At 67.1% G+C, this 23121-nt stretch carries 19 protein-coding genes; 8 read left to right on the forward strand and 11 right to left on the reverse strand.

The genetic code is table 11. The features are described 5' to 3' along the window. Positions 1-210: 210 nt before the first annotated feature. On the forward strand, positions 211-549 hold the full coding sequence (locus tag J3T95_RS04695) for a hypothetical protein (RefSeq protein ID WP_267450607.1): 339 nt from the start codon (positions 211-213) through the stop codon (positions 547-549). A 146-nt stretch (positions 550-695) separates the two neighbouring features. Here J3T95_RS04695 and J3T95_RS04700 read toward each other — a convergent pair whose 3' ends face one another. Continuing rightward, the gene (locus tag J3T95_RS04700) at positions 696-1061 is read right to left on the reverse strand and encodes a hypothetical protein (protein ID WP_267450608.1); all 366 of its coding nucleotides are present in this window, start codon (positions 1059-1061) and stop codon (positions 696-698) included. 292 nt (positions 1062-1353) lie between these two features. Here J3T95_RS04700 and J3T95_RS04705 point away from each other — a divergent pair, with 292 nt between their 5' ends. The 7 genes from J3T95_RS04705 to J3T95_RS04735 are packed head-to-tail and all read left to right on the forward strand — an operon-like array spanning position 1354 to position 9128. Continuing rightward, on the forward strand, positions 1354-1731 hold the full coding sequence (locus J3T95_RS04705) for a MobC family plasmid mobilization relaxosome protein (protein WP_267450609.1): 378 nt from the start codon (positions 1354-1356) through the stop codon (positions 1729-1731). Continuing rightward, complete coding sequence (locus tag J3T95_RS04710) at positions 1731-3173, forward strand: relaxase/mobilization nuclease domain-containing protein (RefSeq protein ID WP_267450610.1); 1443 nt, start codon at positions 1731-1733, stop codon at positions 3171-3173. The genes J3T95_RS04705 and J3T95_RS04710 overlap by 1 nt, the downstream gene beginning before the upstream one ends. Positions 3174-3193: 20 nt before the next feature. Further along, on the forward strand, positions 3194-4315 hold the full coding sequence (locus J3T95_RS04715) for a DUF3801 domain-containing protein (protein ID WP_267450611.1): 1122 nt from the start codon (positions 3194-3196) through the stop codon (positions 4313-4315). Further along, positions 4312-6579 (forward strand): hypothetical protein, encoded by a 2268-nt coding sequence (locus J3T95_RS04720; RefSeq protein WP_267450612.1) that lies wholly within the window; start codon positions 4312-4314, stop codon positions 6577-6579. Before J3T95_RS04715 ends, J3T95_RS04720 begins: the two co-directional genes overlap by 4 nt. A 2-nt stretch (positions 6580-6581) precedes the next feature. Beyond that, positions 6582-6875: a hypothetical protein gene (locus tag J3T95_RS04725; protein ID WP_267450613.1), complete on the forward strand. Its 294-nt coding sequence runs from the start codon at positions 6582-6584 to the stop codon at positions 6873-6875. After that, the gene (locus J3T95_RS04730) at positions 6865-7335 is read left to right on the forward strand and encodes a hypothetical protein (protein ID WP_267450614.1); all 471 of its coding nucleotides are present in this window, start codon (positions 6865-6867) and stop codon (positions 7333-7335) included. Before J3T95_RS04725 ends, J3T95_RS04730 begins: the two co-directional genes overlap by 11 nt. After that, on the forward strand, positions 7311-9128 hold the full coding sequence (locus tag J3T95_RS04735; protein WP_267457963.1) for a VirD4-like conjugal transfer protein, CD1115 family: 1818 nt from the start codon (positions 7311-7313) through the stop codon (positions 9126-9128). The genes J3T95_RS04730 and J3T95_RS04735 overlap by 25 nt, the downstream gene beginning before the upstream one ends. Here the strand turns inward: J3T95_RS04735 and J3T95_RS04740 are convergent. The 10 genes from J3T95_RS04740 to J3T95_RS04785 all read right to left on the reverse strand — a co-directional run bounded on the left by J3T95_RS04740 (position 9063) and on the right by J3T95_RS04785 (position 23083). Then, the gene (locus J3T95_RS04740; protein ID WP_267450616.1) at positions 9063-10217 is read right to left on the reverse strand and encodes a hypothetical protein; all 1155 of its coding nucleotides are present in this window, start codon (positions 10215-10217) and stop codon (positions 9063-9065) included. The two genes, J3T95_RS04735 and J3T95_RS04740, sit on opposite strands and share 66 nt — an antisense overlap. Further along, positions 10214-10756, reverse strand: a complete 543-nt coding sequence (locus tag J3T95_RS04745; protein ID WP_267450617.1) for a hypothetical protein — start codon at positions 10754-10756, stop codon at positions 10214-10216. The genes J3T95_RS04740 and J3T95_RS04745 overlap by 4 nt, the downstream gene beginning before the upstream one ends. A gap of 17 nt (positions 10757-10773) precedes the next feature. After that, a complete protein-coding gene (locus J3T95_RS04750; protein ID WP_267450618.1) occupies positions 10774-12108 on the reverse strand; it encodes a lytic transglycosylase domain-containing protein in 1335 nt (444 codons plus the stop codon). Positions 12109-12377: 269 nt separating this feature from the next. After that, a complete protein-coding gene (locus J3T95_RS04755; RefSeq protein ID WP_267450619.1) occupies positions 12378-14750 on the reverse strand; it encodes a VirB4-like conjugal transfer ATPase, CD1110 family in 2373 nt (790 codons plus the stop codon). A gap of 3 nt (positions 14751-14753) precedes the next feature. Continuing rightward, positions 14754-15101, reverse strand: a complete 348-nt coding sequence (locus J3T95_RS04760; protein ID WP_267450620.1) for a PrgI family protein — start codon at positions 15099-15101, stop codon at positions 14754-14756. 12 nt (positions 15102-15113) lie between these two features. Further along, complete coding sequence (locus tag J3T95_RS04765; protein WP_267450621.1) at positions 15114-15986, reverse strand: hypothetical protein; 873 nt, start codon at positions 15984-15986, stop codon at positions 15114-15116. A gap of 1 nt (position 15987) precedes the next feature. Then, positions 15988-16308 (reverse strand): hypothetical protein, encoded by a 321-nt coding sequence (locus J3T95_RS04770; RefSeq protein WP_267450622.1) that lies wholly within the window; start codon positions 16306-16308, stop codon positions 15988-15990. A gap of 338 nt (positions 16309-16646) precedes the next feature. Further along, positions 16647-17258 carry a DUF805 domain-containing protein gene (locus tag J3T95_RS04775; protein WP_267450623.1) on the reverse strand — a complete coding sequence of 204 codons (612 nt, stop codon included), beginning with the start codon at positions 17256-17258 and terminating at the stop codon, positions 16647-16649. Between the two features lie 205 nt (positions 17259-17463). Next, entirely contained in the window at positions 17464-21828 is a 4365-nt protein-coding gene (locus J3T95_RS04780; protein ID WP_267450624.1) for an LPXTG cell wall anchor domain-containing protein, read from the reverse strand. A gap of 115 nt (positions 21829-21943) precedes the next feature. After that, complete coding sequence (locus J3T95_RS04785; protein ID WP_267450625.1) at positions 21944-23083, reverse strand: hypothetical protein; 1140 nt, start codon at positions 23081-23083, stop codon at positions 21944-21946. Positions 23084-23121 lie beyond the last annotated feature (38 nt).

Genomic DNA, 23121 nt, shown 5'->3' on the forward strand with positions numbered 1-23121 from the left:
AAAAGCATGCCACGCCATCCTCCGGTCGACCGCGTCCCGATCCGCACGCGGACCGTACCCTCCGCTTGGCCGCCGCCTGGTGGAGGTTGTCGGGCGGGAGGTTCCCGCCCGACACCTTAAGGAGCAGACATGAACGACATCATCGGCACAGCAAAAACAGGCGCCACCGCCGACGAAGCGCTATAAGCCTACACCGCGTTCCGCCACAGCATGGACGAGCAGACAGCGCTCATCTGGGCTCAGGCCGAACGAATCGATAAAATCATCAACACCAGCGCACGATGCAGGGACGGGTTCCTCTTCATCGTCGTTGACCCGGCCATCGAGGACAGCGACCTCGCTGCGTACATCACCGAGAACGACGTCAGGGCCAGTTCCATCGCCTACAGGGCTCTCTACTCGCCCGTGAGAACCATCCCGGCCGGGCGTGTCACACAGGCCGTGGCACTCCTCGACACCGTGGCCGCCACCAACCCGAACACCCAAACCAACGTCCTCGCCCTGCAAGCGACCCTGCTGTGGCTCGACGGGCGAAACGGGCGGGCATAAGAAAGGGCCGGCCGCCCCTTACAAGACGACCCGTGGAACCGGATGGCCCAGCCCATGCTCAAAGCAACCACGGCCAAGGTCTCACCCTGCTGGGTCCACTGAAAAAAGCCCGGCCCCCATCAGGGGGCCGGGCAGGGGAGGGGAGGTCACGCCGCCGCAGGACCGTCCAGGTCCGGCACGTCCAAGGGACGCACCGGACCCGAAGCCGACCCGCCTTCCGACGGGCCGGTCCCGGCCGGAGACCCGGCCGGGACCGGCGGCGCCATGATGATGTTCTGCTCGGCGTTGTCGATGTGCAGACGCTCCGCCGCCGACTTGCGGCCCTCACCGGTCCCGGCCTTGTACGCGGCCCACGCGCGCCGCACCTTTTCGGTAGATTCACGCCACGCCACCAAAGCGGAAGCGAACCCCGTCATCGCCTCCTCCTTGCGCTTCAATTCGTCACGCTCACGCGCCGTGGACTCCTCGACCAGCTGCTTCACCCAATCGCTCTGGGCCTTCGATAGCTTCATGCTTCTCCTTCCGGAAATTCCTCAGTTGCACCCCGTTTTCCGCTCACACGGGGCGAACCTGTAGCCGACACGAAACGAGGGTAACGATGATTCCCACAGAAACGGGGTGCAACCGGCCGACCGGTCACGACCGGCCCGGCAGACGACCTGCCCACGTAGAAGAAAAGCCATCCCCAAACCCGACGGGTTTGGGGTTAGCAAGCATAGCAAATGTCCGGACATTTGCTGCTTGCCGGCTCCGCCGGACAGCGACGGGAGACCCGTACCCCATATGCGCCGGAGGCGGCCAGGCATGAGCACAGACAGGTCAACAACCCGCCCCGTGCGCAAGGAGATCACCTTCTCCCACGACGAGTGGGAGCAGTCACGTGAGCTGTACAACCTGGTCAAGGGAGGACGCGGCTACGCCACCTACATGGGGTTCGCGCGCGACATGCTCATGCACGGCAGCGTGCACACCGTGCGCGTGGCCACCGACCCGGCCGCCTTCCGCCCGGACATCGCCCGCATCGGCAACAACATCAACCAGATAGCCCACACGGCCAACGCCACCGGCGCCATCACCCCAGAGCAGGTGGCCGAACTCATGCAGGGCATGGACCGCATCCGGGCCATCCTCCTCGGCCTGCACCACGACTTCACCCAGGCCGCCGCCGAAGGCTGGCACTGATGGCCGTCGTCAAGGTGAAAAGCGTCAAAACCGGACTGGCCAAGACCGTCCGCTACATCATCAACCCCGACAAGACACGGGACGGCCAGCTTGTCAGCAGCAACTACGAACAGAGCATGGACCCGGACGCGCTTGCCCGCGCCATGACCGACGACCTGGAGGCCACTCGCTTCGGCATCCGCCAGGGCACCGTCCTCGGCCGGCACGTCATCCAGAGCTTCGACCCGGAGGACGACATCACCCCCGAACAGGCGCACCGCATCGGCGTCGCCTTCGTCGAGGAGATCACCCACGGCCAGCACAAGTACGTGATCGCCACCCACACCGACCGGCGCCACATCCACAACCACATCGTCATCTGCAACGCCAGCGATGCCACCCACACCATGCTGCGCATGCAGAAAAACACCCTCGGCGCATGGCGCGACACCAGCGACCGGCTGTGCCGGGAGAACGGGCTCGGCGTCATCCGCAAGCCCAAGGTCGAACGCCACGGGAGAAGCCTGGAGGAGATCTACTCGGGCGTGCGCGGCGACGGCATCAAGGACCGCATGCGCACCTCGCTGGACCTCGCCGCCGCCCACGCCGGCAGCTTCCAGGACTTCACCGAACGCGCCCGCAGGGCGGGCATCGAGGTCACCGTCAGAGGCCGCCACCTGACCTACACCGACACCAGGAGCGGGCTGAAGATACGGGACCTGCGCCTCGGCCAGGCATACGACGAACACAACATCATGGCCAAGCTCTCCCGCGCCCAGGTCATCCAGGTCAGCTTCGACACCAAGCTCATAGCCCGACGCGGCAAGGAGTCGGTCACCGTCTACCTGCCCGGCACCCGCCGGGGCGAGACCATCACCGTCCCCCTGGACCGCTGTGTGCACGCCGGCCGCACCTGGAGGGCTTACATCGGCGTGGACAACGATCAGACCATCACCGACCGGAGGGGACGCTACCTGCGCACCACCCGGCCGGAAGGACTCTACACGCACTTTGCCGCGCCCGACATGAGCCTGGCCAGCCTCACCAAGACCCGGCTGCCCATCACACCCGGGGTCAGCGAGGCCCAACGCCGCTACTACGCCATCCAAGGCCGCCGGCTCGACCAGCTGCGCGACATGGCGAGACAGCTCAGCACGGCCCGCAAATGGGCTACAGGGGACGGGGGCCTGGATGCCGCCATCGACCGGCTGGAACGACAAGTGCGCGACGAACGCGCCGACTTCCAGGCCCGCGTCGTGGCCGCCTCGGACCTCGCCGGCGACGGCACCGAGGAGGCGCGGGAGATCCTGCGCGACGTGGATGCCCGCGACCGGCGCCTGGGCCGGCTCGAAACCGACCTGGCCGCCCTCAAACGCCTCTCCCGACGCATGGAAAGGAAGGACGAGGGCCGGGGCCGGGACACCACCAGGCAAAGGACACGTAAACACGGCCGCCGCTTCTGACGGCCTGAAAGGAGACAACTATGACAGCAGAGGAACAGGTATCCTCCAGGATCGCGTCGGTCGGCCAGCAGGCCGCCGCCGACGCGGCCCGGCTCACCGTCAGGGTCAGCGGCCGCCTGGCCGAACAGCTGGCCGGAGCGGGCGGGTGGACCGTCAGCAAAGGGGTGGGCGCCGCCAAGCGCCATATGGACAGCGGCCACATGAACGAGAGAAGACTCCAACGAGTCGCCGGCGGCGACATCCACGAGCTCAGGCTGGACAGGGAAAGCCTGCGCGCCGTCAGCCACAGCCTCAAAAAGGCCGGCCTGGACTTCGCCATCGAGCACGACGGCGAAGACCACTACCTGCACTTCCGCGGCCGCGACCTCGACCATGTCCAGCACGCCGTCAGCCGCGCCTTCCGCAGCATCGGGCTGGAGCTCGACCCCGATGCCATCACCGTCCAACGCACCGCCCCGGACGGAGGTCCCGAGGCAAGACAGGCATTGGAACAAGCGGGTCGGCATATGCCGACCCACGACGGAAAAGCCGATCAGTCCGAACCCTTCACCATGATCTTCAACACCGTGGAATGGGATCGGGGCGCCGAGATCATCAGCAACAACCTCGACCATCTGCACGTCCCCTACACGCAGGACCCTGGGCCTGGCGAGGAACAGCAAAGCTTCACCTTCGACGTCTCTTACGTTCCTGCCGTGCGGTCCTTCATCGACTCCTACGCGGAGAAGGTAGAGCACTTCAGCACCGGGCGCGTGGACAACTACGAACAGTTGTGCGATCCATCATCCTCAGCCCGCGACAATCCGGAGCACGCCGGCCCTGCGGAGACCGTCCCCTCGCCCGCCCGCATGGCCGACCCCCTGGAACCCGACGAACCCGACCAGATACGGATAGTCGGCACGCCTAGACAGGCCGGTCTGGACAGGCAGCAGGCCCGTAGCACGGCCACCCAGCACGCCGCCCCCTCCCGCAGCCGCACGGACGCCGGAAACTCCAGGACCGGCAAGGAGAAACTCGGCCAGGCCGGTAAGAAAGGCCGCGACGATTTCCTGGCCATGCTCAACAAGCAGACGGAGCGCAAACTCACCGAAAACAGGAACGCCCCCAAGCGCGTCATCAAGCACAGGAGAGGACGCTCATGAGCCCCGAAACCCGGCGCGGCATGACCGCACGCATGCAGGACGCCATCAACGACATCCGGATGCAGGAGCGCGAGGACACCCCCATCGGCTGGATCATCCAGGACGACACCCTGCGCATCGTCCAGCCCATGACCGCATGGGGGGACCAGGCCGGCCTGCGCATCGATCCGAACACCATCCTGATCCGCTCCTACACCGCCGACGAGGACACCGGCGAGCTTGCCCCGGCAGGATCATGGACCATGCCCAATCCCATCGACCCCGAACTGCGCGGCCCCACCGAGGTGTACGCCGACCGGGTGCTCGGAGCGGCCGCCTTCGACCTGGCAAGACACGACGACCGGCCGGTCACTGCACAAGGGGCCAGCATCTCCGGGCCCATCGCCCTGCAGGACCCCATCCGGGGCGGGCGCCTCGCCAACGGGTGGCGCGACGCCATGAACGAAGCCGTGGCCAGGCAAGCCGCCACGGACCCGGACCTGGTGCGCGTCTCATACCTGCAGGAGGCTCTGGACGCGATGCGCAGACCCTTCGCCTGGGCGCTTGAGGAGAACGGCGTGGATGTGCACGTCGTGGCCTGGCATGACCTCGATTCGCCCCAAGGCGCCGCCTACGACTTCGCCCACCTGCAGTACGAAACCCAGAACGGCCGGCCGGCCGTCACGACCATCAGCAGCACGCGGGACCCCGAACGGGCCGCCCCCGGGCCCATGGACGAGCAGCGGATGATGGCCGAAAGCGCCCGCCTGATCCACATCTACCAGCAGGAGGTCCGCTATCCAGCCGCCCTCGGCCCCATAGCCGAACCCGGCTACACCCAGGCCGGCATCGTCCGGCAGGGGGAACACCCGCAGATCCGCATGGGCGACGGGACCCCCGCACCCCGATGGGACCGGCTGGCCAGGCGGATCACCGAAGCGGCCCTCTCCGGGCCGGAAACACCAACGCCCCATGAAGGGACGCCAACGAAAGGAACAACCATGGCGGAACAACCGCAGTACGACCAGGTGCAACAAATCCTGGGCACCATCGACAACAACGAACGCCTCAACGCGCGCCTGGAAGGGTACGCCGAAGGGCTGGCCGCATCACGGCGCGACAACCCGGAGCCGTTGGCGGAAGACGACCAGGGCGTCAAAGACGTGGCCATGGCCATCGCCCTGTCCGGCATCAGCCAGTATGAACAAGACCAGGACCAGCCCGCCACACTGGACGCATCCCAGATAAACCGAATCGCGAACGGCGTAGCGGAACGCATCCGCGAATACGCGCAGGAACAGACCCTGGACCGGGACGCGCCCGACAAGAGCGCACCGAAAACCGAATGGGCCAGGGTCAACATACCCTCCCAGTACGTGCACCCCTACCAGCTGACCGCCAAGGACGGGCGCACCTTCGAGAAGGCCATCGTCTCCATGCCCCAGGGCACCAAGGTCAACGGCATAGACGTCTCCGGATACGCCTTCGACAGGTTCATGTCCGAAGCCATGCGCCAGGCCAAGGCCAACGGCCGGCGCGTCACCCTCAGCTTCCCGACCGACAAGCGGGTGGAGCTCTTCAAAGGCAAGGGCGCCGACCGGCAGACCCTCCGGCTCGACGGCCCCTGGGAGCTCGTCAAGGGCATCAAGGCCCACCTGCAGGCCTGGAAGGAGGAGCACGCCGCACGGCCCGGCCAGGAGAACCCGGGCGCCCGCGACGACACCCGGCAGGGCGCCGGGCGCCGCTTCGAGGGGATGCCGGGCCCCGTGCCCCAACGGCGGGCTCCCGCCACCGAACCGCCCGTGGCCGCCCAGGACATGCCCCACGAGCTGGCCACCTACGCGCAGAACGACGAGAAGACCTGGAGCGCCATAAAATCGGTGACCGACAGGGCCGCCCAGGACATGGCCGCAGGCCATTACGACCCGGAACACACGCGGGAGGTCATGCAACGGGTCACCGACAAGGCCGCCGAACGGTACAACGGGCCACAAGGACCCCTGCCCGGCGGCCCCGCTTTCAGCAAGGAGGTCAGGGCCGCCGCAACCGCAGAGATCATGAAGGACACCGCCGACATGATCCGGGAGAAGGCCCAGGCCCTGCAGCCGGCCCGGCAGGAACCGCACCGACCCGCAGCAGACGCCGGCCGGATGTCCGGACGGCCCGAGCCGGCCGGGAAGAACAACTTCCTGTCCGACCTCGTGCGCCGGACCGACAGCCGGATGCAGCAGCAGGCGCCGTCCGTGAAGGCACAGGAGCACGAACACTCCAGGGGGCGGCGCTGACCATGCAGGAGAACGAACCAGTGCGCGTATGGCTGGCCGGCCAACTGCTCACGGACCCACGGTACGGGCAGGAGGGCGCCGACTTCGACCTGGTGCTCACCCAGCCCGACGGGCAGGAGCTCACCCTCAGGGTCAAGGCCGGCCACGACCTCGCACGCTACCTGAAGAGCCACCAGGCCCGCCAGATGGACACGCTCCTGGTCGTCGGCGCCGCCGGCGAGGAGGACGGGCAATCGGTGCTCACGGCCGAGATCATCTGCTGCGACACCAGTCTGGACGGCCCCCATGCCGATTGACCCCACAGCGGGCGCCACCCTGCTGGTGACCGCCCACCCCGGCCCCCAGACCGGCCGGCTGGCCGGCATGGGGGCCGTCCCCGTCCGGACCATCGACCCGGACACCCCCATCGGCCGGCTGGCGGCCATCATGGCCGGCCGGAGCGACGCCCTCCTGGCCGACCAGGGACGGATGGCCACCGCACTGCCGCTCCCGGCGCCCGAACCAGGCGACACCGGAGAGAACCACCATCTCGCCCAGCAGGGGACGGACACCACCCAGATGCAGGCGCAGGACGCACCGGACACCATGGAGGTCCCCGCCCTGCTGGACCGGGAGGATTTCCTGGACCGGATGGCGGACCTCGCCAGCGAATACATCAGACACGGCAAGGAGAGCCCCGCCCGCCGGCGCGGCCGCACCCAAGCCAGGACGCAGGAAAGGACAAAGCAGCCATGCGCCACCGCAGACAAGCAATGATCATGATCACCGTCCTGGCCGCCTTCTGGGCGGCCGACCTCGTATGCATGCAGGCCCGCAGCCTCAACGCCGCCGGCCTGCCCCTGGCGGACACCCTGCAGAAGGCGCCCGAGATCCTGTACCGGGACCCGCTCAGGCTCAGCCTCGACCGGACCGACATGCTGGCCGGCCTCGCCGGGGCGGCCGCCGTGGGGGTCGCCTGGCTCTACAAGTGGATCGACCGCAAGAACTACCGGGACCGGGAGGAGTACGGGTCGGCCGAATGGGGCAAAGAGCGGGACATCGAGCCCTACTGCGACCCGGAGCCGGTCGAGAACCTGCAGATGACCGCCACCGAGGCCCTGAGCCTGGACGTGAACGCCACCCGCCGCAACCTCAACGTGGCCGTGATCGGCGGATCGGGCTCCGGCAAGACCAGAGGCTACGTCAGACCCAACATGCTGCGCATGAACATGAACTACGCGGTCACCGACCCCAAGGGCGAGATCTACCGCTCCTGCGCCCGCCGGCTCAAGGAGCGGGGGTACACGGTCCACAAGCTCGACCTGGTGGACCTGGCCGCCGGCGACCGGTTCAACCCCATGGCCTACATCAACCCGGACAAGCCGGAGGAGTCCATCATGCTCCTGGCCGACAACCTGATCCGCAACACCGAGGAGCGGCAGAATGCCAGCGGGGGCGGCGACCAGTTCTGGACCAAGGCCGAGAAGGCCCTCTACAATGCGCTGCTCACCTACGTGTACTACACGGCCGACCACCCGTCCATGCCGGCCATGATCGACCTGGTGGCCGCCATGCAGGCCAGCGAGGAGGACGAGCAGGCCACGAGCGAGGTGGACGCACGCATGGCCGCGTCCCGCGACATGATCCTGGAGGTGCGCGCCCACCCCGACGAGTGGGACGACCAGGTGCACCGGATCGTGGACGGGCTGGACTTCGCCACCGCCCAGTACCGCACATTCGAGCAGGGCGCCGGCGAGACCAAGAAGAGCATCATCATCAGCGCAGGAGTGCGCCTCGCCCCCATGCAGGTCCCCCAGGTGCGCGCCCTCCTGGGCGGCCTGGACGGCACGGACACCATCGGCCTGGACGAGTTCTGCAGGCCGGGGCGCACGGCTCTCTTCCTGGTCCTGCCCGACACGAACAGGACCTTCAACTTCCTGGCCGCCATCCTCTACCAGATGCTGTTCGAGCACACCATCTACGCCGCCGACCACGGCCCGGAGGGCCACCTGCAGGTGCCGCTGCACTGCTTCCTCGACGAGTTCGCCAACATCGGCCAGATCCCCAACTTCGAGCAGCTGATAGGCACCATCCGGGGCCGGTGGATCTCCGTGAGCGTCATCCTGCAGGACCTCGCCCAGATCAAGGCCCACTACAAGGACAACTGGGAGACCATCGTGGGCAACTGCGACTCGATCCTGTGCCTGGGCGTCGGCAAGGGCGACGAGACCACCCCCAAATGGCTCTCCGGGCTCCTGGGCAAGGAGACCATCGACCTGCGCGACAACAACGTCACCAAAGGCAGCCACGGATCCTTCACCGTCAACAACCGGCGCACCGGCCGGGAATTGCTCACCCCGGACGAGATCGGCAAGCTCCCCGACGACCGGTGCATCTACCTGCTACGCGGCGTCAAGCCGTTCCTCAGCGCCAAGACCGACCCTGAGCGGCCGGTGGCCAGGCCCAGGTCCAGCCTGAGCCACACGCCGGGCTGGCAGCCCATGTCACAGGCCGGGGTCCCGGTCGGGGAGCCCGGTATCCGGAGCCGATGGGGCCGGCACCGGCCATGACGACCTGCCCCCATCCTGCCCCGCGCCGCCTCCGGCGGGCGGGGCATTGCTCTGCCCGCCCTGATGCCGTGGCACCTCCGGCCCCTGGCGCTCCTGCAGAGGCTGCCCGGGCTGCGGCTGCGGCCCGGGCCGGGCCTTCCCCCGGGCTTCGGCCTCCGCATGCTCCCGGGCCTGACGGTCCCGGTCGGCCTCCACCGACGCGGCCAGACGATCCAGGTCGTCATTGGCCTTCAGGGCCTTGTCCAGGTTGCCGCGTCCGACCTCGCGGCCGCGCCACGCGCCGGCCAGGCCGGTCAGGGACCGGTGGTCGGCAGAGTCGGGCGCCGACCCCAGGGCGTCGGCCCTGGCGATCAGCCCCTTCAGCGTCTTGGCCGTCTCCTTCGCCCGGGCGTCCATGAGCGACCCCCACACCTTGGCCAGCCGTGCACGGGCCTGCTCGATGCGCCCGGCCTGGCCGGCACCCCGGGCATCATCGAGGGCCTGCCTGACCTGCGCCTGGGGGCGGGCCAGCGCGTCATCGCCCGCGACCGGGCTGGCGGCGACCTTCTTCAACAGATCCTCCGCGTCCCTCCTGGACGCGGCCAGCCGGGCCGCCCCCTCGCGGCGCCGGTCGCGCTCGATCTGGGCGGTCCGTTCCTCCCTGAGGCGCATCGTATGGTTCACGGCGATGCAGCCGGCGCCGGCCAGGAGGGATGCCGCGAGGATGAGCGCCAGGGGCCTGGCCAGACCACGAGCGATGCCGCGCAGGGCCCTGCGCGGCCTTTCGCCCTCCGCCACGGACGGTTCCACGGCTGGAGCCGTGACCGGAAGGATCTGTGCGGTCTCGGCGTTCCGATCCGGAGCGGGGGCCGGCGGCGTGCCGGGTCGCCGGCGGCGGAACGGCCAGATCGAGCGTGACCGGGCCGGGGGTTCGGGCGGCTCCCCGGCCAGCTCCGGGCCGAGTTGGGCCGCCTTCTCGGCCCAGCGGCTGAAATCGGGCCAGGCGGCGGGTGACGCCGCCAGCTCACCTATCCGGTCCCAGTACTCCGGGTCCAAGGCCATCCGGTACAGATCCTCGGGCGACTCCCTGCCCGACAACGCCCCGGTCACGGCTTCGGCCTGGCGGGAAGAGAGTACGCGCCCTCGGCCGGCCCCTGGACCATGACCGCCAGCCAGCCCGCTTCGTTCGTATACCGGTACTGGATGACCCAGGGGGACTCCAGGCCGGTCCAGACGCTGCACACGGCCGTGGACCGGTCCGAACCGGTGTTCATGGTGCCGGTGAACTTATCGAGCGGCTGGCGGGCGATACCGGAGGCCGGCACGTCCAGGCCCTGCGCGTCGGTGGTGAACCAGGAGCCTTTCAGCTTGGACCGGTCCTCGCCCATGTACGCCTTGAGCGTCCTGGGCGCCAGATCCGTGCATGCGGCGGAGGCCGTGGACGCCACGGACCCGCCGGGCCGGGGTTTCGGCCGGGCCGTCCTTGACGGCCGCGGCTTGGCTGCCCTCGATGTGGAGTAGGGGAATGGCTCCTGCGACGCCCGTGGCGACCAGTTATCGGACAGGTCCGAAATCAGCAATCCGGCCCCAAGGACAATCAGGGCCGCAAGAAACGCCAAGTAGACTGTCAGTTTCGTATTCCTGGGCATATTAGATCCTTTCCCCTCTATTTGATGAAGGAGACCCCGCCGCCGAACCCGACGAGCTGGGCCGCGCTGATGGTCTCCGTGACCACGGCCATCCACCCCGTGCCGGACTGGCTGATCAGGATGGACCCGTCACCGTTCACGGCTTCGACCACGGCCACATGCCCATAGGCGGGGCTACTGCCGTGCACGCCGCCCTGGAAGCACATGACGTCGCCCGGCGAGGGCCTGGACGACACCTGCCAGCCCAGGGAGCGGGCCTTGCCGGCCCACTGCGCGCCGTTGCCCATGAACGGGTCCACGGGCTTGCCGATCTGCGCCCGCCGTATGGCCGCCCACCAGGTGCACTGGAACCTGTCATAGGTCGGGGCCGCGCCCTCGTCCGTGCCCGTGGCGGCCGTGTTTACGTGCCAGCCGTCCGAATACATGACCAGGGGAGGCTTCAGCTGGCCGGCGGAGCCGCCCGAATCATCGTCGTCGCCCTCCCCCTGGTACTTGACCATGAGGCTCCTGATCCGGGCCACATACGCCCGGGTCTCCGCATACGCGGGGATGCCGCCGGCCGCCAGGACCGCGCCCGAGCCGGCGTTGTACGCGGCCAGGGCCAGGTCCGCCACGTCCCCGTGCACCCTGCCCTGGTCGAGATAGGACTGCATCTGCGTGGCCAGGGAGCACATGTAATGCGCCTGGGTCCAGATCGCATCGTGGGGGTTCAGTATGTCTGCCCTGCCGTCCCCGTCGCCGTCCAGCCCGACGGACGCCCAGGTGCCGGGCATGAACTGGGCGATGCCCTGCGCGCCGGCCGGGGAGCCGGCATTCGGGTTCCAGTTGGACTCCGCCTCGATCTGCGCGGCTATCAGCGGGGACGTGATCACCGGGCACACCGTGCCGGCCCGCTCCACGTCGGCCTGATACTCGGCCGGCACGTTGGAGATCTTCGGCTGCCTGCTGGTGGCCATCCATGACATGACCGCCGCCAGCACCAAGGCCACCGCCATGACGCCGGCGGCCGCCGCCAGCGCCTGGCCGCCCACGGCGCCGGCCACGGCCTGCGCTGCACGCGCGGTACGGGAGACCGCCTGACGGACGATCCTGACGGCCTGCTCGGCCGCCCTTTCCGCCGTCCTGCGCACCTGCCTGGCGCCCCGGTGAGCCGCCGAACCGCCACGGCGCACCAGGGCGGCCGCCCTCCTGCCGGACGCACGCCCTGCCGAGACGGCGGCCCCGCCCGACCTGCGGACGCCGGACAAGGCCAGCCGCGACGCCCCCCGGCCCACCTGCAGGGCGGTGGCGCCCTCCGCCCCATCGTCCCCGTCGGCGGCGCCGGCATACGCGACGGCGCCACCCCTGTCCACGGCCTTGCGGCCGCTACGCGCCAGCGAATCGGACCATTTACGTATCCTGCCGCGCGGCGAGGGGCGGGCCGCGCCCTCGCGCCCGCCCCTCGATCCCGGCCGGGACGGCTTGCGTTGTCCGGAGAGATTCCCGCGTCGTACGGAGGAGCGGCCGGCGATGCGGCCCTTCCTGACGGCCCCGGACACGCCCGACCTGCGGGCGCCGGAACCGCGCCTTGCGGCGCGGAGCGCGTCCGAGGGGGCGCCGCCGGGCTGGATGCGGGCCGCCATCAGTCCGTGAACTCCGTATCGAACAGCCTGTACAGCTCGCCGTCATCGGGGATGCGGCCGTCGAACGGCACATAGGCCGTATCCACCTTCATGAGCCCCTGACCGGGCATGACCCCGGTGAAATAGGCGCGCTCCTCGTCGCTGAGCTTCAGGAGGTCCTGAAGGGCGTCCGCGTCCGAGGGCGTCTGCTCCAGAAGGACCAGGAAGTCCGAGTTGGACAGCATCTTGCGGGCCGACTCGTCCCCCAGCATGTCCTCGATGTCCTGGGTGATGCCCGTCACCCCGAGCCCGTACTTCCTGGCCCGCTTCCAGATGTCCAGGAACTGCTCACTGGCGTAGGCGTTGCCGAAGAACCGGTGGAACTCGTCGATGTACAGCCAGGTGCGCCGGCCGGCGGCCCGGTTGCTCCTCACCCGGTTCCACACCTGGTCCATGATGACCATCATGCCGAACGTCATCAGCTCGCCGCTCAGGTTGTGCACGTCAAAGACCGTGAACCGGTTGCCGAGGTCCACGTTCGTCTGCCCGTTGAACCCGGACAGGCTGCCTTTCGCGTACTGCTCCAGGCCTATGGCGAGGTCATGCCCCTTGGGTTCGCCCGTGGCCTCCAGCGCCTCGAACAGGTCCAGGAGCGTGGGCTGGTCGCCGGTCCCGCCCCGATCGCGGAATTCACGGAACAGGAGCATGGCGCACCGGTCCACAAGACCCACCTCGACCTTGTCCAGGCCGGACCTGCCGCCCAGCAGGCCGCCCACCATGTTGGTGACCACCGCCGCCTTCTCGGCCACGGCGTCCACCACGTCGGAGGAGTCCACGTCGAGCTCCAGGTCCATGGGGTTGATGACGTCCCGGCCGCCGGCGCTCACCTCGATGCGCGACCCGCCGAACGCATCGCACAACGGCAGGTACTCGCGTTCGGGGTCTATCACGATGATGTCGTCCTCCCGCCCCAGGAACACCCCGGCCATCTCCGACTTGACCGTGAAGCTCTTGCCGCCGCCCGACGTGCCCAGGAACACCCCGTTGGCGTTCATGCCGCGACGCCGGTCAATGGCGATCAGATTGCCGGAACGGGCGTTCCGCCCGTAGACGATGCCGCCAGGCGTGTAGGCCTCCCGCGCGGCGAACGGGACGAGGATGGCCGCAGCGTTTGTGGTCAGGGTGCGCTTCATCGGCAACGGGTCACGGCCCAGCGGCAGCTCGGCCACAAGCCCCTCGGGCTGCATGTAGGACAGGGTCTCCGCCTTGCAGGACTGGCGCGCGGCCGCCGCTATCACGTCCCGGCACGTCTGGTCCAGGGCCTCCCTGCTGTCAGCGCTGACCCCCACCACGATGATCGTGTTCACCAGCCGCTGGTTGGAATGCTGCAGGTCCGCGCGAAGGGCCGTGATCTGGTCCTTGTCCTCCTGCAGGTCGGCGGGGATCATGTCGGGCGGCAGGTGCTCCTTCTCGGCCTTCTTCCTCCGGTCGCTAATCTCCATGTCCAGCTCCGCGTCCCGTCGCTTGACGATAGTCAGGCCCTCGGTCTTGTCATAGGGCTCCAGATGCACCGACACCTCGATGTGGGCCTTGATGCCGGCTATGCTGCTGAGCAGCTGGTCCGACAGCTCCGGCGGGAACTCACCTATCCACAGGCACCGGTGCCAGGTCTCGCGGCCCATCGACTCCAGGACCAGGGTCTTGGACCCCTTGCGGGTGATGGCCCACGGGCAGATCCAGTCCTTCACGCTGGTGCGCGACGAGGCCATCCGCTCCTCGGTGAAGGTGAAATCGTCATAGGGGCGCAGCGTCTCGAACATCAGGCGCAGGCGGTCCTTGCGGACAAGACGGGTGGCCTTGCACCCGTCAATGGCGTTCAACTGCGACGTGAGCCGCATGGCCATGCGGTTCAGGGTCGTGGTCGCCCTGGTCCCGTCGCTGTCCTCGATGGTCACCGTCAGCGTCTTCACCGTGTCCGTGTTCGTGGTTGCCGAACGAAGCAGGTGCCGCAGATTGCGGTTGTAGTCCCGCCGGAGCACGTCGTACCGGTCCCCCCTGTCGGGCATCTCGCACTCCTCAAGCATCTTCTCGACGCCCTTGGTGCGCGCATGCACATTGATCTGCAGGCTCTCGCCAGCCCCGAAGCCGTTCAGCAGCCCCGCCCACCGGTCGATGATGTCCAGCTGGTGGTCCTCCGGGGAGATCTCGTAGTTGATGTCGCTGATCAGCAACGTCACGGACCACCGGTTGCCCCCCAGGTAGACGATGCCGCTCTTCAACATAGAATCGAAGCCCAGCATCCCCTTGGCCGTCTTCAGCTGCCTGCGGTCGGGCTTGGCCGCTTTCTGCGGCGCCTCCTTGCGGCCATGACCCCATATTTTCCTGCCGAACACAGTTCACCTCTCCTTCATGCTTGGCTTTGCCGGCGAAGCCGGCATACCCGCCGGGCCATCCAGGAGCACGGTCCTGGGAGTGGTCCAGTGGCGGACCACATACACGAGGTACTTCTCAGGCTTCAGCCCCCTGGGCCGCCACCACCCATACGCCGCCAACGGCAGGGCGAACGGCAGGACGACCCAGCTGGCCTGACTGCTGGGCACTCCAAGGCGCAGCCACAGATACAGATACGCCGGAATGCACACAGCGACCATCAGGATGCCGGCCAAACACTGCCTCCAGGTCAGGCCGAAGAACACCTTCGGTTCGACCGTGCTCACTTCCCGGTACACGGGCATCTGCAACATGATCCGCTCCTATCACTCGCCGCCGGAAACGGCCCGCGAGGTCTGCTGGGCGATCAGCACCATCCCGAGCAGCAGCAGGCTGGCCATCATCAGCTGGCCGAAATTGCCCACGATCCACCCAGACACCGAGTCGCCGTCCTTGTAGCTGCTTGTGCTCATGACCCCCTTGACCATCACCCGGTACAGGTAGATCCCCAGCCACAGGCAGGCGCCACGCAATCCCACGGCCGCATAGCTCTTGAAATACCCCACCCCCATCGTCTTGGTCTCCGGATTGCACAGGAAGGCCAGCGGGAGCGGGTTGAAACACGTCAGCATGTAGAACTGGACGAACACCAGCATGATGACCACCGTCACGATCACCTCGGCCAGCTTCGAGACCACGAACGGGATAATCAGCAGGACGATGCACGCCACCTGGGTGCCCCATCCCCCGTCCTCGATGGGCTTGCGCATCTGATCACCCAGGCCGGCTGCCTGCTGTACGGCCTCCAGCCTCGCCACGCCGCTGAAGCCGCCCGTCATCAGACCGACCAGGTAGTCGATCAGCTTCACGAACATGTCGGCGTTCTCTATGGCCATGACCACGACTGATCCCTTGAACATGGCCATGGCCACCATCCTGGCGCCCAACTCGTCATCCCCGTCAGCTGTGGACGTGATACGAACGAACTCCAGGATCATCACCACAGAAAGCACCATCATCGCCACGGGCTTCACCGCGCCGTTGGCGATGTTGATGCTCGCATCGTACAACCCCTTGTTGTACTTGACCGGGCTCTGCAGCAGTTTGTTGACCGTATCGTCCCCGACCCCGGACCCTATTGCATTCAACAGGGACACACAGGTGTCCGACATGCCATTGGCCAGAACCAGGACCGTCATGTCAGGCCACCCGGTTGAAGATCTGGGCCGCGACCATGACCATGGCGCCGCCGATGATCTTCCACATGCCGCGCTTCATGTCCGGGCCGTTCTGGTCGTCCAGCGCACTGGCGAAAGAGACCACCCCCCAGACCAGCCACAGGCCCCCGCCGATGGTGACCCAGGTGACCATGGTGCCCTTGGCCTCGCCAAACAGCTGATTGCCGTCGGCGGCCATCGTCACCCTGGACGCGAGCCGGTACGGCAGGGCCCTCATCCACAAGGCGACGGGGCGGGCCGCAGCCATGACGGCGGTCGCGGCCAGATGAAACGAATGGAACATCTCTACTCCTAACATTGCTGAACAAATAAAAGAAACGAAGCGGCCGGCGACCGGATAAAGGAACAAGAGATCGTCGGCCGCTTCGTTGATCCGTGGCCAGATTTGGACTGAGGGCCACGGTCATCCCGTCTGCGTCGGCCAGGACGCCGACGGGAAGAATGAGGCATCGGCGGCGGGAAGGTAGCCCGGCCGCCGGTGTATCCAGCCATCCCCGAGAGGGGGGTGGCGCCCCTGCCGGGGCGAGAAAATAGAGGCAACCAAGAGGTAGAAGGCCGCCAAGAAAACCCGGCAGGGAAGCATTCAAAGGGGCGCCGCGCACGTGCGCGGCGCGGATGCCGTCAGCGGGGCTGCCCGTCCCATTGGTTGGCCTGATTGTTTGGCATGGCCTGATTGTTGGGCATGGCCTGGTTGTTGGGCATGGCCTGAGCGCTGGGGTATACGTGCTCAACGATGACAGTTCGGGCCGGATTGTACCGGGAGGGCCAGCACAGGATGAACAGCTGGCAGACCACGGCGGCCAGGAGCATGAACATGCCGGGGATCATGGATCCCATGGGCTCGTCGCCTTCGAGCAAGGCCATGAGCGTGTTGGCCAGGAGGATGATGGCCAGGATATCGAACAGGTAGGGCACGACCAGCAGCCAGCCGGACAGGAGCAGGTCGTGCAGCCGCCGGATCTCCAAGGTGATGGAGGGGATGATGCACGCCAGGCCCCACAGCAGGGGGATGATGGCCAGGATCCCCCTGTGGAACAAGCCGGACAGGATGCCGGACATGAAGGCGTACCAGATGTTGAACACCCAGATCTCCTTGCGGCAGGCCCGCCCCCGGGCGCGGGCATACAGGAGGAACGGCCGTTGCAGGCATTCCAGCAGGGTCGCGTCGGGCATGGCGTCCTCGCCGCGCATCAGGTCCGTCCGGGCGGGACGGTTCTCGAACAATGCACTCATGATTGATATGGTCCTTTCACGCGGACCCTACGATGGGCCGCGAAAACAGTTTCCGGAAAGTGGTGGCGGGGCGGCCGGCGGCCTGATGAAGGGATGGCAGGCCGCCGGGCTTCCGCCGGGCCCGTCCGGGAGAGGGAAGAGGAAGAGCCCCGGGCGGGAGGAATCAGGGGGTCCGCGCCCTTTCAAGGGCGCGGATCATGCATGCTCAGCGGGGCTGCCCGTCCCGCCGGCTGTCCGGGCCGTCCTGGTCCTCGCCAAGGGCGTGGGCCAGGGCCGGTTGGGCGACGGCGGCGTACAGGTGCTCGCGCCCCTGGGCGTCCCGGCGGATCGTCCACACAAAGAGGCCGCCGCCTGCCAGCAGCACCATGCCGGCCAGCAGGATCCAGATGACGGCGGAGCCGGTGATGGCCAGATGCTCGACCTTGCCGTTCCAGTCGTCGGTGTTGGACTGCACGGGGGTGTCCCTGCACATGGCCACCCCGTCGATCATGACCGCATCCTTAGGAGCCTGGTTGGCGGGCTTCGCGTCCGGGTCCTTCGGGTCGAACGGCTTGTCATCGCCGGGGACCACGCAGGGCGCCAGCGGCGTGCCGGTCACCTTCACCCTGTCCGTGTGGTGGTCCGTGACACCCTTCAAAGTGCCGTGGATGTCCACGTACTTGCCGGGCTTGAGCGGGTAGTCGGCCCACCCGTCCGGGTACTGCCAGTCCACCACATCACCGTCGCCGGCGATGGTGGCGTCCTCCGGGTGCAGGTCACGGCCGAGATAGACGTGCCCCAGGCCCGTGTCCGGATCAGTGCCCGAATCGTTGTAGATGCGGGCGGTGATGTCCGTATCCCCATGCACCGTCAAGGCCTCCTTGGGGCTGTTCCGGTCGCCCTTGGGCAGGCCCGACTTGGTGTCGAACTTCACGATCCTCAGCCTGGGGGTCATGTCCGGGGTGCGGGTCCATACGACGTTCGAGGGGATCACCTTGTCGTTGTAGTACTCCGTGAACCGGTTCTCGTGATGGTCCACGACCTTGAGCCGCTTGCATTGGATGTAGGCGCTCCAGCCCACCTCACGGTCGCCCGACGCGGACACCAGGGACCGGTACAAGCCGGTGGCCTGGACGGTCACCTTGCCCGACTGGTCCTGCTCGAGGGTGAACATTTTGCCGCCCAGCTTCTTCGAATCGAAGCCGGAGCCGGCGATCCTCTCGCCCTTGCCGGCCAGCACATGCCCGTCCTTGTACAGGTCGCGGGCCGCGTACACGGCCCACTGGCCCGTGTACTGGTCCACGCTCGGGTCAAGCTGGTCCTCGATGCGCCACATGTCGGCCTGGGTGTATGCCCGGTCGGCCGGCAGGATGCTCGAATCCAACTGGTACAGGAAGAGCGAGCCTTTGTAGATGCTGTGACCGCTGGCGCTTTCCCCGCCGACCTTGACCACCACATCCTTTTTCGGGTTCAGCGGCGCCAACGGGGTGCTCACCTCGTTGGTCGCCTTCCGGATGTTGTTGGTGACCTGTGTGGCCGTGTTCTTCACCACATGACCCGGGGTGACCTTGATGACCTTGAAGGGCAGCACCAGGTCGTAGGTGCGGCCGAGCAGACCCTGGTCGATGGCCGGGTCCAGCAGGGGGTCATGCCGGTCGGACGCGGCATAGGCCTGCAGATCCGTGGGCTGGGGGTCGCCCTTGACGGTTTCGCCCGTCGCGGGGATCTTCGTGTCCACGGTCCTGGCGAACGCGTACACGATGCCGTCCTTGACCTGGATGTTGAAGGCTTTGGTGTAGTCCTTGCCGTCGAAGCCCTGCACCTGGATCCTGGACTGGTCGATGGACAGGTACTCGTCCTCGACGGCGTCGATGATGCCCAGCTTCCACACCTTGTAGGCCTGGTTGGTCTGACGGGCGTCGAGCGTGACCCGGTAGTAGCCGGTGTCGCCCAGCAGGAGGGTCTTCCCGTCGATGCTGATGCTCTGGTCCTTGGAACTGACCACCTTCTTGACCGGCTCCAGCTTCGGGGGCGTGTTGAACACCTCGTTGCTGGGGGTCAGGCTGTTGTTGACCGTCAGCATCCACTGGTTGCCCACCTTGTGGTCCGTGGGGGCCTTCCTGTCGATCGTGCCCTCGAAGCGCAGCTGAATGCGCGGGTTCCCGGAAGCCTTCCATTGGCCGATCAGGGCCTGGTCGGTGAACACGACCTGCACCATGTGATGCTCGTCGTCCCACTTCGTGCTGTACTTGCTCTTGGGAATCACCCGGCCGGTGTTCAGGTCCATCAGCTCCAGGGTCTGCTTATCGACCTTCAGCCACTGGTCGTACGTGTCCGTGAGGATCACCCGTTCGCCCTGGTAGGCCAGCAGGCCCGGCAGCTTGGGCTGGGTGGTCAGCTGGTATTCGACCTTCTGGCCGGGGTAGACGACCTTGCCATCCACGCTGTCCTGGTCGCCGCCTTGGCTGGCCTCGGACACTACGTCCTTCTTGACCGGGGGCACGTATCCGCAGATCCTGGGCTCGTTCGTGTCGATCCGGTGCGTATTGACCTGCTCGTAGGCGCTGTTGGTCAGATCCGCGCCGGTGCCGCCGCCCGTGCCAGGCGCCTGGCAGAAGTCCAGCTCGTCGCCGGGCTGCCTGCCGAAGTCCCGGCGCACCTGGGCCGCGCCCTTGCCGCGTGCAAAGCTGATCGACCCGGGCACCAGCATCGACACCTGCAGGGGGTCCGCCATGCCCTTCAAGCCGGCAAGGTAGGCCGACTTGGCCTTAGCCACGGCATGCGTGCCGTCCATCGTGATCGTGAACTGGCTGGTGACGTCCTTGCCCCGGCTGGCGATGTCGCTGACCGAAGAAGACCGGTCCGAGCCGGCCTTGGCCTGGTAGACGCGGATCCCGGACACGTCGTCCGCCTTGAAGATGTAGGAGGCGCGTGACCAGTCGTCACCGACCTCGAACCGTTCGGGAGCCTCGATCAGATCGGCCGCCACCGTGGCGTTCACCACGGACGCCACCCGGTCGCCGTCCAGGAACCGGTGCTCGTCGGCCCCGGTCCTGTTTGTGCGCTCCGGGTCGATCACCGCCTTCCACTGCTTGCTCGCCTTGTCCCACAGGACCCAGGACTTGTCCGGCTGGGGGCGCCAGGTCGGGAACTCCTTGCTTCCCGTGTCCACGGCCGGCCGCTTGTTCCAGGCCGCCGTCGCATGATCGCTCACCTTGCTGAAATCAGGCTTGGACACGCGCACGTCGAAACTCCACTCGACCGTGTGGTCCAAGGGCATCTCCCCCTTGTCAGGAGTCCGGTCCGCCTTCACCAGGTTGGCCGACTGGTCCCAGGACATCGTGAACTCGCCCGACAGGTCCCGCCCGTCGGTCGCATCCCTGATGGCCAGATGCTCCACGGAATACGGGACACCATGCGGGTCGATCCGGTCGCGCAAATGCAGCTCGTAGCCGCCACGGCCCGTGCCCGTCGTGATCGTCGTCCGGTTGACCATACGATCAGCCGACGTGCCCTTCTGGATCCTCTTCACCGGGGCGGGAGGCGGCACCGCCGACACGTTGAACTGCTCGCGCGGGTCACGGTCCGGGGTGTCCACCGCCCCATCCATGCGGCCCTGCTTGGGCACCTGCACGTCGAACCAGTACCGGCCCTCCTGCCAATGAGCCAAGCCGAAATCAGCCGGAGCGAAACCAACACGCGCATCACCCTGATTAGGCAGGGTGACGTTCTTCACCGCCTGCTTCGCGCCCACATACCCGTCAGGCTGGCCATCATAATGCATGACCACCGTCGCATTCACATTCTCCCGGATCGGGGAGCCTGAAGCAGAAGCATGAACCACATCCTGAACCGCATCGGTTGAGCCCACCTTCATCGCCTGCGGCGACTGCTGATCCGTCGACACCTGCAGACGATAATTCGCCGGCTTCGGCTCATACTGGTTCAGCATGATCACCACGACCGACGTATGCGTGGCATCACCCGCATACTGTTCAGCAAGTGAATTGACCGTAGTGCCGGGCTGATCCTGGAAATTGTCCACAGTAGTATAAGCTGCCCCGTGGTTGCTGAAGGTTTTGCCTACCACGGTATCGGCCCAATGATCCATCCAGATGGAGTGGCTGGCGCGGTCCAGCCCCTGGTAGACCTTGCCAGGGGTGGTGACCATGCCCACAGCCACCGTGCGGCATTGACCCTGGCCGTACTGGTCGGGATGGGCCTCATTGAAACGAGCCAGGCAGTTGCCGTTGGCCTCGTTCACAGCCTTGTCGATGGTCCCCCACGCCGACGCGCCGGACCCGATGGTAACGCCCATCGCCTGCGCCGCAGCCTGTACCGCAGCCCGGTCCGCGCCGCCGAAGCCGCCGTTATCATTGTCCCGGTAGGCCCAAGACTGCGCGAACTGGCCCGAATGCGAGCCGCTGTTATTGTCGCCGCCGCTCCCGGCGCCGCCCCCGGCGAACGCCATAGGCGCCCCGGCCAACAGCGTGGCACCCGCCACAGCCACAGCCGCCGCCCTGCGGGCCATTCCCGGAGCCAGACGCTGGAGCCGACCCGCCCAGGCCTTTGCTTCTCCTGGTAACTTCATTGATGATTCCCTTCCGCTACTATGAAGGGGACGGCCATTATGGTCGCCCACAAGTAACGCCAGCGGGATGGGAACCGTCCAAAGTAACCGGTCCCGCTGGCAAATTCTTAATCAATCAGCCAATACCACACGAACCATCTGGATTACAACCATGATTACCTATCGGCTTTTGGCTGTTGAGTCTGTCGCGCCAGTTTGAGCCGCCGCCTTGCGGTGCTGCTGGCGCAGCAGGTGCAGGCGCGGGCGCTGCGGGAGCAGGCGCGGAGCCGCCTCCTCTGCCACCACGGTTGTATGAGGGCCGACGGGAAGGTGCGTAGTGCCGCACCCGGCTGTTGGAGGAGGACGAACGCTGCTGGGCAGGCGCCGAACGCTGCTGGGCGGGCGCCGAACGCCGGGCGGACGAAGCCGGCGCCGCCTGGGCTGGCGGGGCGGCCTGGGCGGCCTGGTCGGCTTGGCTTTTCTGCTGGATGGACGCGTTCACCTGGTCGATGGCCGACTGCAGGGCTGCGGCCGCGTCCTGGTAGGCTTTCGCCTTGTCGCCTTTGATGCTGCCGGCCTGGCTGATGGCCTGCTGCAGGCTGTCGCGGAGGGCGTTGTCCGCCACCTTCCCGTCGGAGTCGCCCAAAAGCTTGGCCGCCTCGTCCTTCTTCGCGTTCAAGGCCGCCTTCGCATCATCAAGGCTCTTCGCATCACGGGAGGCCAGCACAGCCTTCGCGTCCTTGTCCAGGCTGCGGTAGACGTCGTCGGTCCTCTTCGCCTTGCCGGCCATGGCCTGCAGATCGCCTGTGGACATGGACGCCTCGCATCTGAAGACCTGAACCTGGGTGTGCTTCGCCTTCCCGACGGCCTTGGCCAGATCCTTCACGGTCTTCGCGTCCTTGACCTGGTCCTCTTTCACGGCGAAAGCCTGAAGATAGCTGGAGGAGGCCGACTCGGCCCGCTGCTCCGAACCCTTCACGGCGCGCACCGCCTGCGAGCATGACGCCAAAGCCCGGTCGTGGCTCCTGTTCGAGGACACCCTCCAAACAGCCAGGCCCGCCACGACCAGTACGGCCACGACCACCAGGATGATCACCGGCACCAGCCACTTCGGGCGGGGCTTCCCTGCCGGGCCCGAACCGCTTCCAGGCTCCTGGCCGTCCACCGGCTCTATAGCCGGAGGCAGGCCATCCTCCTGCGGAGGCCGGCCGCTGAGTTCGCCGGCATCAGCTAGGCTCCTGGTCTCCCCGTCATCGGTTGTGTGTTCCTTGTCCATAATTCCTCTTTCTCGGCCGTATGGCCGCTCAGTCCTCT

It is taken from the genome of Bifidobacterium sp. B4079 (genome assembly GCF_026537385.1).
Lineage (GTDB): Bacteria > Actinomycetota > Actinomycetes > Actinomycetales > Bifidobacteriaceae > Bombiscardovia > Bombiscardovia asteroides_I.